This is a genomic window from uncultured Acetobacterium sp. (genome assembly GCF_927416815.1).
In the GTDB taxonomy this organism is placed as follows: domain Bacteria; phylum Bacillota; class Clostridia; order Eubacteriales; family Eubacteriaceae; genus Acetobacterium.
Genome location: NZ_CAKMJU010000066.1, coordinates 21,554 through 32,310, shown reverse-complemented (window position 1 = coordinate 32,310; position 10,757 = coordinate 21,554). Strand labels below are relative to the sequence as shown.

Below are 10,757 nucleotides of genomic sequence, written 5' to 3'. Positions count from 1 at the left end.
TGGGTGGCTCCGCCACCCAATCTCCTGAAATAGAGCCAGATGATCCGTTATACGGAGCCACTGCTCCGAAAGAGGGAGCCAGTGCCTAAATGGCTCCCATATTGCTTGAATTATTTTATTAGTGATTTATATGGGTTTCCCATTTTTTAATCGAAGAGCTAGAGCCATACATGACATTGCCGCTCAAACCAAATTAGTGAAAAAATAAGTAGGCAGTTTTTACTAACCTCAGAATTTGGTTTGCTTAATACTAGAGATGTTTCAGACTTCTGAACCTCTCAATTACTTTTTCTGAAGTCATACCTAGTATTTGTCCGTCTTTTCTTTGCCCCCAACCTCGCTCTGCTTCTGTAATGTTAACCCTATAAACTTCATATTTACTCATGTTTTCTCCTTGATGTATTTCAACTTTTAATTACCATCTTGATGAGTGGATATTACGGGGTGGCGGAGCCACCCAATCTCCTGAAATAGAGCCAGATGATCCGTTATACGGAGCCACTGCTCCGAAAGAGGGAGCCAGTGCCTAAATGGCTCCCATATTGCTTGAATTATTTTATGTTGCGCTTTCTTTGCCGCATCGAAACATCGCCATCAATGATCATCGTATAGGCCGATGGGACAATGCGGTCAAGGATCGTATAAGTTGGTGTCAGGTAAAGAGTCTCGGTTCTGAGGTTAGTAAAAACTGCCTACTTATTTTTTCACTAATTTGGTTTGAGCGGCAATGTCATGTATGGCTCTAGCTCTTCGATTAAAAAATGGGAAACCCATATAAATCACTAATAAAATATTGGTCATGACAAGGAGAAACTCAGCAAAAAATAAGAAGTCTCCAGTCGAAAAAATGATTTGCCAAAGCGCGAAGTGTGCAATTTCCCATGGAAGCAACTTCACAAAGGAACGAAAAAATGAATTTTTATAACTGAATGTTGCTTCGTCAATTTTAACAACTTTAACATGAAATAACATTTTCCCAGGTGTTGCTTTTAGTTTTGATGCTTCAAAGATTGAAAAATATAGAAAAACAGGGATAACCAACAGAATCAAACCTAAAATTTGAGACTGGTCTGCAGATTTTTGAAAGAGCGGACCGATCATAGGCGAAAACAAAAATAAAGTCCCTGCATAAACACAGAGAATTATATAGTCGATGAATAGAGCGGCAAATCGCCTTATGAGAATATCTTTTTTTATTTGCTTCTCATAAGTTGTAAAATCATACACTTTTTTTTGATTCATGGGCACACCAACTTTCCCTTTAACTGATTATATCTTGTCAACCACCGCGTTATAACCTGGGGCTGAGGCTGTTGATAAAGTTGTAAATAAAACTTCTCAAGGATAATTACGGCATCACTTTTATCCCTTTAAGTACGCAAAACAAAAACCTGCTACTTTACGTAACAGTAATAGGTTCTATCCAACATCAATTTTGATGCGTAGTTCATGGTGGCGGAGTAGGTCATACTTAACTCAATAATTCGAATAAAAATTAATTCTGATTATGCACCCCTGTTTATGCATTAAAAAATTTAAATATGTAACGCCCCCTCCGCCCCTTTACATTTGATTTCTTAAACTCAGTCTTTCAGCTATATGAAATTCGACCATACAGTACTTCCCACTCTTGTACTTATTAAACTGACCTTAGCCGAAATTATCTCATTTCTTCGTTATTCTTCTACTTTGGATTATACTTCTTGCCGCAATAATTTTCAATTTAATTATTCTATTTTCATATTCTTGATGTCAATTAATCATTTTTTCATAAAAAAATAACTCAACAAAGTATACGCTCAGCTAAATTATTTGAATAATTCTTTGAAGACATCGGAACCGGAACCACATACTGAATCTACTGCCGTTCTAAAAGTGATGCAATTTACGCTGACAATTTTAAACGATACCGCATTCATTTGCACACGGTTGTAACGATTAGACACGAAAGCAACTGTTGTTCTCATAAACACGACCGCTCTTACTATTTCTATTGTTACTTATTTCGTTTTCTGTAAATAATGTGACCAATGCTATTTCCTGCAAGCGCCACGACACCATAAAACAGGACATAAACCCAAGCACTCGAATTATAAAAAATGAAGATCGATGGTATAAACAATAAAGTAGCGATTCCTACATATAAGAAATGGAAGCCACGCTTTACGCCATAAACCATCGAACATACGAAGCTAGTTAACGGAACCAGAACCAAGAGCACCAACATTGCCGTACCAGTATCTCGAATAATCAATGGCAGAGCATAGTAATTTATTAATAAAAGCAAGCCATAGGGAATGATACCCATTAATATATCTTTGATTTTAACCATATTATTTTAGGGTTCCCCTATCGTAAGATTTTTCTACTAAAATAGTAACATGAATTTTGATTTCGACCCATAGTTTTTATCCATCATGGTTGAAGATTTCGTTCGGATAAAAACGCATCTGTGATTTCTGAAATTCGATTAACATTGTGAATGTATATAAAATGGGTTCCCTCCAGAATCTCATATTTTGCCTGATCACCAATGCGGGCAAGATGCTGCTCTTGATATTCTTGCGGTGTTATCTTAATTTGGCTGTTCCTGGTTTCATATGTTTTTTTGGAAATGATCTTGAAGTATCGCACAATTCCCGGATAAGTCAGCTTGTTCGCATCTTTTATATAGTCTGTTGTACTTGCGATCTGATCCAAAGTGTTATTATTGATAGAAAATCCGGCGTAATAAAGCAGATCACTTATTTCTTTTTCTGTATAACCAATCGCACACAGCTTGTCTTTATTGGTGGCTATCGGCGCAACAATTGAAGTCAATCCGATGGCTTGCTGAAATTTAGCGATCCCCAGTAATGACTGAACAAAAGCAGGCATATCGTCACCAATATAAGCCGTAGATGTTCCGTCCAGAGATATGATGGCTTGTACTTCATCGGGATATTTCGAAGCATAGTATTCGCTGTAGACGCTCGATATAGAGTGGGGCATTAAAATATAAGGTGCTGCTACTCCGGCACTTTTCAGTGCTGTGCGAATTTCATCCAGATAGTTTTCAGAAGTTCTTGCTCTCTCTGTTTGACAACTGAATCCGACACCGAAATACTCAATGCAGACGACTGTATGCTTTTCACTGAGCCGACGCATCAGTGGGCCAAAATCTGCCGACGGAAGCCCAATTCCCATGCCGGGAAGCAAAACGATTGTTTCTTTGCCACTTCCCATTTTGTAGACATGCATTTGCCCATCATAAACATCGACCATCTGACCATAAGGTTCTATTTGCGCCTTTTTTTTCTTAAAATATGTGGTCTGTAAAACAGTGCCCATCAACATCCCCGCAGTAATCACTACGAGAATAATTCCTAATACCATCATGACTTTCTTACCTCTCTTATGTTTTGGCTTACAGCAAGTGTCTAAATAATGCTCATACCCACTGGATTTAAAAATAATGTCGTTCATATTTTTTAAGTGAGTACCCCGATAAAAACATGATCATTCCCTTTAATCATGTCATACTGATTGACGCCAGCCCGGTGCGACAACAGTCGAACATCACCCATATAGAGTTTAAATGAAGCCATATCTTTAAAAATAGCCAATGGATGTTGACCTTGTTCGACCCGCTCGCATTTTAGGACGATTCCCGCTGCCAAAAGCCAGTCAATTGAGACGCCAAATAATGAAGCACGGCCACCTTTGGCAATTACTTTATATTGAAATTTTTTATTATCTTTGGCCAACTGCGCCGGCAGGCTATCAAAACAGGCCATGATTTTCGTGGTCTCGCCAGGCGTTGCATACTTGGCCATATCTGCAACATAAGCATTGATGATCGCTCCCTGGATTTCTGCTACCTCAAGCAAGCTGTTGTTTTCTGAATATTCTTTTACTGCTTCGGGCATGCCACCGACAATCAAATATTCACGATAAAGGCTCATTGCCTTTTTGTGCAAAGCCGGATCCAGCGGCTCACGTTTTTCATAATACTCCCTTATTTCATCTGCCAGCATTTCCTGATTCTTCGCCCACAGGAATTCTTCAAAATCCATCGTAACCCCATATGAATTTGATTAACTTTCCCCACCGGAAAACTGACATCTTCACGTTTTATTGCCACGCCAAGTAAACTGCCCGCACCGATGACGTAATATTCTGGGGCATCTTCACAGAAATATTTCAAGCTTGTCAAGGCACGCTCACAGGCCTGAATTTCGTCAAAGACAATTAAGGTTGCCTCCTTATTAATTTTCTCACCAAAATAAACCTCAAAACGATGAATTAAAAAGTCTGGAGAAATATTTCCCTGGAAATCTTCGGCTAATTCCCTGTTCAATTCAAAATTGATATAAATCGTGTTCTGAAAATGTTTTTCGCCAAAATATTTGATACTGGTGGTTTTCCCAATTTAACGAGCGCCATAGATTAGTGCCGGCTTACGGGAATGCTTATTTTTCCAGGATATTAAAACATCTTCAAATTTACGTTTCATTATCGTTCTCCATTGTGTTTTTCTTTTAATTTACCATAGTTTGCCACAGATAAGTCAAATAAAATGCATGATTAATACATTTCATTTGACTTATCTGTGATTCAGTTTAATAATTTGAAATAGAACATTATTATCTGATCAGTATATCATATGCGAAAAAAAACCTGCTACTTTACGTAACAGGTTCTATCTAACATCATATTTGATGCGTAGTTCATGGTGGCGGAGAAGGTGGGATTTGAATTATTACGATGCTAAAAAACGGGATAAAACCGTTAATAACTCAATAATATAGAATCCCATCATATAGCCTTTTTCGTACAACCCCGTATGCTTTGACAACTTATTTTAAAATTGCCTAAGGGGTAAGTTTAGGGGTCAAATTTAATGACCCCTTTTTATTATTTCCTCTTCCCACGGCTTTATAATTCTAAGCCCATACAGGCCCATTTAAAGCCGGTAATTCTCCACACATAATCATACAAGCTAAACCCCCTGTTATTATCCAGAATCACCCCCTAGGGGCATAAAAAAAGACCACTCATCAAGTGGCCTGTAAAACAGTGTCGAAAAATCTATGAAAGCTATCATTGTCTAACTCAGGGTACTTTTTTAGCAGTCTGTTTTTTTCTTTTAAAATGGTTTTATTGTCATATTTGATTAATAAGTCAGCGTATTCAGCCAGCGCTTTAAATGTTTCAATGTGTTCTGGTTCAATATCTGGGATGTCATTCACCGTTAAATTCAAATTCAATACCTCCAGGGTTAAATTATTTATTCTGGGAAGAGGTCTACCCTCACTGCAAATAACACCATTCAAGACGTATTGCAGCTCTAAGACCGGCGCCAAATGCATCAGCTTCAGTCTCAATAAGTTTGGAATAATTTTCGTCTCTTTGTTCACTCTCACGGCTGTATTTCTTCATATCTATTTTATTTCGATGTAAATAATGATGCCCTAATTCATGGGACAATACTTTTGAGGCTTGCTTGAGGTCATTTTTTAATAATTCCCCAAGATATATACTCGAACAAGATTCGCTATTCACAAGATAAATACCCAGGTCGCTATCTCTGGCCCATGCAAAATCAACCAGCGATTGTTTAGCATATTGCTGCAATATTTTAAATACTTTTTCTTCTTTTGTCACGCCTTAAATTCTCGCTTTCTTTTAATTTCTGCTACAAATCTGTTTATGACCGGCGGCCCTTTCAATGGCCTGTAAAGATGGTGGATATACCCTTATCAAATCTGCCTGTTTTATCGTCCCTATCAGGACATCAGACAGTAATTTTCTGAACCCCTGCAGCTGCTCCACCTCTTCCGGGGTGATGCCCTCAACCTTGACGGCCTCAAAATACTTTACCGCATAGAATAACAATAAGCACCGGCTCTTATGATCGGATCCGGCCGCCATGGCTTTGGCTGTCCGGGTCATGCCATCCAGGTAAAGCAGCCGGTAACAGGTATGGTCTGTTGCATTGGTAAGCTTTTGCATCGATTACCACCCCTTTCAAGCATTCTGTAACTCCCCAATAGCTGTTCACTGTCAAGGCCACATAAGATATCACCCAGAAAATCAAGGGCTGATAAAACCTCATCAGCGGGGTTATCGATACTCAACAGCGTGTTTTGAGCCATCTGTACGGCCTCTTTTACCAGTAGTAACTCTGTGTACTGCGTCCTCATGGGTACAAGCTCCTTTCCTGCCTATACAGGCTATGCAATCTGTGCGTTGATCCGCAACCCATAATATAAACCGTTGCCGCCGACGATCTGTTTTAAAGCACCTTTTAGGGCTGTTCCAAAGTCCATGACCTTTGATAACCATTCAGCAACCGAAGATGCCAGATAGCCCACACAGTAGGAATTACCGCGGATCGTGGCCACTACTTCAACGGTGTCTGATTCAAAGTAATTTCGAGTGTTTCTTTCCAAGCTGATGGTTACTTCGGAAGGGTCATACTGTTGCATGTGGTTTATGGCTGTTTGCCGTTTCCCCTGGGTGACGCCTTTAACAACAAGGGTTTTACCTTTGGCCAGCTCCCAAGCTTTTTTAAATGCCTGGCTTTTGGTTAATCCGGTGGTGGCCAGTTTGTTGGCGGTTCTTGCGATTTCTGATAGGTTATACATGGTGGTGGCTCCCTTCATTAATTAGCTATGAATGATATAAGTTAACTTTCGTTAATATAATATTAGCATTGATTAATGATAAAGTCAACATAAATATTAGCTATCGTTAATAAAAATAAGTTGATATAAATTTAATATGAGTTATAATGTATTTAGGAGGTGTTATTATGCCAATAAAATACTATAAGTTATTTGATATGCTCAACCGGAAAGAAATGAAAAAAACTGATCTATTAGAAATTGCTGGGATTTCTTCACCAACTTTAGCAAAATTAACAAAAGGGGACATTATAAGCACGGACACTATAGCAAAGCTCTGCAAGGCCCTGCAATGCCAGCCCGGCGACATCATGGAATACCTGGAAGAGGAGCCAGAACCCCAATAGAGCCGAAAATCAGGCTGTACTCTATAGGCCTGTAAGAAGAGGATCAATCAAAGACCTCTTCTTTTTTATTTTCTGGATCGTGTCGTAAATGTCGTAAATGCCGTAAATTAATATGTAACCCCTGTTATATATGTTCTAAATGTTAGAAACCCATGAAATTAATGTAATAAATGAAATTAATTCGCAAACGTCCTGTTTATGGGATTCTCAACACCCTGTATTTTTGATCAAATAAATGGAATAATGAAAATAATTATCACATTCAGGCAATATACCAATTGACGCACGTATTAACACGTGTTATAATTAATCATGATAAGGAAGTGGGGTTAAGCCAATGCCAATGACACCAAAACAGATGATAAAGCTCCTAAAAGAAAATGGATTTATTGAGGAACGCCAAAACGGCTCTCACAAATTCTTTGTGAATCCGGATACCGGGAAAAGAACCACCGTACCTTATCACTCAAAAGACCTTAAAAAAGGCACTGAACAGCAAATATTAAAAGATGCCGGGCTGAAATAGCCCGAACCCATAAAGGAGGGAATACCCATGAAGAAATTGTTTTATCCAGCGGTTTTTATTCCTGAAGAGGATGGCGGTTTTTCCGTGTTCTTTCCAGACCTTCCCGGCTGTAATACCTGTGGAGATACCATAGATCAATCTTATGAAATGGCCTTTGAGGCATTGGGTCTTGTTTTGTCCTATATGGAGGATAAGAAAGAACCGATTCCACAGGCTTCTAACCCACAAGATATTAAGCTGGAAGAGGGACAGTTTTTAGTAGTGATTGAATTTGATATGGCTGCCTATAAAAAAAGAACTGAATCCAGAGCGGTTAAGAAAACACTTACTATTCCTTCATGGTTAAATGATGCTGCACTTGAAAAGAATGTCAACTTCTCCCAGGTGCTCCAGGACGCACTCATGGAAAAGCTCCATATCGCATAACCTCAAACCCTTATAAGCCAACCATTAAAGCCCGAGCCAGCGCCCTGGCTTTTTTATTTGCTCAAATTTGAGTAAAAGACGATGGTCAAAATTGTCCACCGTGGGGGTGCTGTTCTAAAATGCACACTATGCACTTTTCGGCTATGCATGATCTGCATAGCCGGCTTAAGCCTGTAAAGTCAATAATCTTGACAATTCAGCTGTCAATGATTTTGACATCCGGTTTCTAAAGTCGGTGATCCCGACGATTCAGGTGTCCGCTTAAAGGACATCAGGCTTCAGATGTCGGCTTTACCGGCAGCCGGTTTCGCTCGGCAAAATTGCGGAGCGAGATATGAGGGAATCATCCCACATCTGGCACCGGCTCCCGCATCTGCAAACAACCGGCAAACGATTTGCTACCGTCATTCGTATCGGTGCGAGATCGCCGTCCCTGAAGGTATGACTAAATTGGTAATGCCTGTAGGGTATCCATAACTTACGGATACCTCTCCCCAAAATTGCGGACATCTTCAGGTACGGTATAACCTGTACCAGGCCATTTTTTATAATTGGTGTGCCTTAATCCGGGGTGTGTCGTGTTTTGCTACCCACTGGCTCTTACTGATGGTGTGCCCTGATCCGGGGTATACTGCATTTTACCACCCACCGGGGTATACGGCGCTTTGCCGTACACCTCCAATAACTCCACAAGTACAAACATAAGCGCCGCCCAATAAAAACGGCTCTATGAGGCTGTCAGAGGGTTATTTTGTGGCAATAACAGTGTCGAATTTTCGACGGTGGGTATCATCATGTCATAGCCGAAAATTCGGCCCTGATGTCATCCGGTTTGGATGATATCAAATAGCGGTATGCCGTGGAGCTGGCAAAACATCCGTGTCCTGGTTTTGGCTCAATGTCTCAAGTATTGGAGAGGTCACGGCTCAGATTTGAGTTGTGACCTCTCCTCAATTTTGAGGGCACCCATTATTACCCAGATTTGGAGGCTGACCTTTCGTCGAAATTTCGACGCTATTGGCTCCTGAATTTTCAGTAGTCAGATCGGCGGTATTTTCCGCTGATGTTTTAACCCCCGGATTTTCGCTGGTTCAAATTAATCCCTGAATTTTCAAGGGTTATCAGATCGGCTTAATTTTCAGCCGGTGTTTCTTCCACAATTGGAATAAAGTATTGGCTCCCGTTTTTTCGGGTACCAATCACCTGCGGTACCTCCACGGTACTTTCGCTCATTTTTGCGCAAAAGTCTTTTTCCGTTTTTTCGGGTAAAGTCCAACTGTCCGATTTTCCGGATGGTTGGCCAGCCTATATAAAGCTGGATGCCATCATTTGCCATCATTTGCCATCATTCAACCCCAATGCCTCAATGAACCCGTCATTTTCAAATAGTTCAGACTCTATGTTTTTGCCGTCGATCTCTGCATTTAATTTATCAATCCTGATCCTCTGCTCTAATGTGGCCAGATCCATGTGATCCGATAGCCACTGGAGGGCTTTCATGCGGTCGAGAAGCTTTACCTTTATCCCATTATCCGTTAAGGCCATCTCAGATATTAAACGACCGTCAACCTCTTCAGAGTTCCTGAGATACACACCATCACCATTGAAGGACACGATATCCGATATATCAGCAAAAGCAATCTCCATGAATAGCTGAAATATATCCTCTGGCCCAATTAACAAGCATTCTGATCTTATCTGCATAAGCTTCTGAATTTCACTTTTTATACTACCATTTATTAACAACCGGGCACCATGGGCGTTGGCCTGGGCATAGTTGCAACCATAAGCCTTCTGATAACTCTTGGTTGCATTAAAGCAGCATATGTAATGCAAGCAGAAATCCCTCTGTTTGTCCGTTAAATCAGGATTTTCGAAGACTGAACAAATTACTTTTTCGATAACATCTTTAGTCATATTCCCACCTTAAAACATTCCGAACGTTCACTAAAAAAGTTGCAACGTTGCGAACGTTCGCTTTTTTCAATAGTAACGTTACCATTGGAGTACTCCGCAAATCATTGGAGTATAGGCCATTATAAAACCTGTATTGTAGGGCTATTCGTCGTTTTGCCAAAGGTAACCCTTTTTAGGGCCTTTAAAGTCTCTAAATATCCTCTTCAGGTGCCATAAAAACCCACGGATACCGTTCGTATAATAAGAGGTGTATCCTGGCTAATTGACCATTAAAACAATAATATAGCATCGTATCATATGGAATTGGGAAAACCGTTGCTGTACCATCGGGATTTATCCGGGTTATTTTCCTTGCGCACATGGCCCTGATATACTTAAAAACGGCCTCTGCCGGTTCCTGATCCTGATAGAGCTTAACCAAATTATTGAAGAGGTGCTTTTCATCGTTTGGCAATGTTTCGGGGTCAATGTGCTCATGAACGCCCGTTTTTAATGCGTTGCTATTTCCAGTGGGTGCGCCGTGATTGAGTGCATTCTTATTGCCATAGGGTGCACCATGACCAGCAGCGTTTTTATTTTCCAGTGGCGCACCGCCTTTATTTTTCATGTTTTCGCCTCTCCAGTTGTTTGTTTGTTTTTGAAGATATTTTTTATATACACATCCTTTTTAGGGTGTCCGATTTGTCCGGATGCAATTCAAAGGGTGAGTTTTTCTTAGAGATCCGAACCTTAACATTTCTTAACATTTTCTTTTCGAATTACAGGTTTTGACAGGTTCCTACATAGATTTCAAGGTTAACATTAGTTAACACCTCTAAGCTCATTTGAACCTTAGCATTTCTTAGCATAAAGATTTCATGTATGATTTTCAAC

The 10,757-nt window shown here is 40.0% G+C and carries 16 protein-coding genes; 3 read left to right on the top strand and 13 right to left on the bottom strand.

The window, feature by feature from the left end; all coding sequences use genetic code 11:
• Positions 1-250 precede the first annotated feature (250 nt).
• The 11 genes from QZ998_RS10375 to QZ998_RS10325 form a co-directional block, all read right to left on the bottom strand.
• Positions 251-385, bottom strand: a complete 135-nt coding sequence (locus QZ998_RS10375) for a hypothetical protein (protein ID WP_296560349.1) — start codon at positions 383-385, stop codon at positions 251-253.
• A 311-nt stretch (positions 386-696) separates the two neighbouring features.
• Positions 697-1,242, bottom strand: a complete 546-nt coding sequence (locus tag QZ998_RS10370; protein WP_296560348.1) for an RDD family protein — start codon at positions 1,240-1,242, stop codon at positions 697-699.
• Between the two features lie 754 nt (positions 1,243-1,996).
• On the bottom strand, positions 1,997-2,332 hold the full coding sequence (locus tag QZ998_RS10365) for a hypothetical protein (RefSeq protein WP_296560346.1): 336 nt from the start codon (positions 2,330-2,332) through the stop codon (positions 1,997-1,999).
• Between the two features lie 83 nt (positions 2,333-2,415).
• Complete coding sequence (locus QZ998_RS10360; RefSeq protein WP_296560344.1) at positions 2,416-3,465, bottom strand: alpha/beta hydrolase; 1,050 nt, start codon at positions 3,463-3,465, stop codon at positions 2,416-2,418.
• Positions 3,466-3,470: 5 nt separating this feature from the next.
• A complete protein-coding gene (locus QZ998_RS10355) occupies positions 3,471-4,055 on the bottom strand; it encodes a hypothetical protein (RefSeq protein ID WP_296560342.1) in 585 nt (194 codons plus the stop codon).
• Positions 3,998-4,411: an AAA family ATPase gene (locus tag QZ998_RS10350; RefSeq protein ID WP_296560351.1), complete on the bottom strand. Its 414-nt coding sequence runs from the start codon at positions 4,409-4,411 to the stop codon at positions 3,998-4,000. Before QZ998_RS10350 ends, QZ998_RS10355 begins: the two co-directional genes overlap by 58 nt.
• A gap of 628 nt (positions 4,412-5,039) precedes the next feature.
• Positions 5,040-5,315, bottom strand: coding sequence for a hypothetical protein (locus tag QZ998_RS10345; protein WP_296560341.1), 276 nt, complete (start codon positions 5,313-5,315; stop codon positions 5,040-5,042).
• On the bottom strand, positions 5,293-5,646 hold the full coding sequence (locus tag QZ998_RS10340) for an ImmA/IrrE family metallo-endopeptidase (RefSeq protein WP_296560339.1): 354 nt from the start codon (positions 5,644-5,646) through the stop codon (positions 5,293-5,295). Before QZ998_RS10340 ends, QZ998_RS10345 begins: the two co-directional genes overlap by 23 nt.
• A 21-nt stretch (positions 5,647-5,667) precedes the next feature.
• On the bottom strand, positions 5,668-5,994 hold the full coding sequence (locus QZ998_RS10335) for a hypothetical protein (RefSeq protein ID WP_296560338.1): 327 nt from the start codon (positions 5,992-5,994) through the stop codon (positions 5,668-5,670).
• Positions 5,931-6,185 carry a hypothetical protein gene (locus QZ998_RS10330; RefSeq protein WP_296560336.1) on the bottom strand — a complete coding sequence of 85 codons (255 nt, stop codon included), beginning with the start codon at positions 6,183-6,185 and terminating at the stop codon, positions 5,931-5,933. The genes QZ998_RS10335 and QZ998_RS10330 overlap by 64 nt, the downstream gene beginning before the upstream one ends.
• 30 nt (positions 6,186-6,215) lie before the next feature.
• The gene (locus QZ998_RS10325) at positions 6,216-6,629 is read right to left on the bottom strand and encodes a hypothetical protein (RefSeq protein WP_296560332.1); all 414 of its coding nucleotides are present in this window, start codon (positions 6,627-6,629) and stop codon (positions 6,216-6,218) included.
• A 167-nt stretch (positions 6,630-6,796) separates the two neighbouring features.
• On the opposite strand from QZ998_RS10325, the gene QZ998_RS10320 reads away from it, so the two are divergent.
• From QZ998_RS10320 to QZ998_RS10310, 3 genes are all read left to right on the top strand, one after another.
• Positions 6,797-7,015: a helix-turn-helix domain-containing protein gene (locus QZ998_RS10320; protein ID WP_296560330.1), complete on the top strand. Its 219-nt coding sequence runs from the start codon at positions 6,797-6,799 to the stop codon at positions 7,013-7,015.
• Between the two features lie 337 nt (positions 7,016-7,352).
• Positions 7,353-7,541, top strand: a complete 189-nt coding sequence (locus tag QZ998_RS10315) for a type II toxin-antitoxin system HicA family toxin (RefSeq protein WP_050740687.1) — start codon at positions 7,353-7,355, stop codon at positions 7,539-7,541.
• A gap of 27 nt (positions 7,542-7,568) precedes the next feature.
• Positions 7,569-7,967, top strand: coding sequence for a type II toxin-antitoxin system HicB family antitoxin (locus QZ998_RS10310; protein ID WP_296560326.1), 399 nt, complete (start codon positions 7,569-7,571; stop codon positions 7,965-7,967).
• A 1,335-nt stretch (positions 7,968-9,302) separates the two neighbouring features.
• On the opposite strand, the gene QZ998_RS10305 is transcribed toward QZ998_RS10310, so the two are convergent.
• Both QZ998_RS10305 and QZ998_RS10300 read right to left on the bottom strand, forming a co-directional pair.
• Positions 9,303-9,884 (bottom strand): terminase small subunit, encoded by a 582-nt coding sequence (locus QZ998_RS10305; protein ID WP_296560325.1) that lies wholly within the window; start codon positions 9,882-9,884, stop codon positions 9,303-9,305.
• 190 nt (positions 9,885-10,074) lie between these two features.
• Positions 10,075-10,491 carry a hypothetical protein gene (locus QZ998_RS10300; protein ID WP_296560323.1) on the bottom strand — a complete coding sequence of 139 codons (417 nt, stop codon included), beginning with the start codon at positions 10,489-10,491 and terminating at the stop codon, positions 10,075-10,077.
• Between the last annotated feature and the right edge of the window lie 266 nt (positions 10,492-10,757).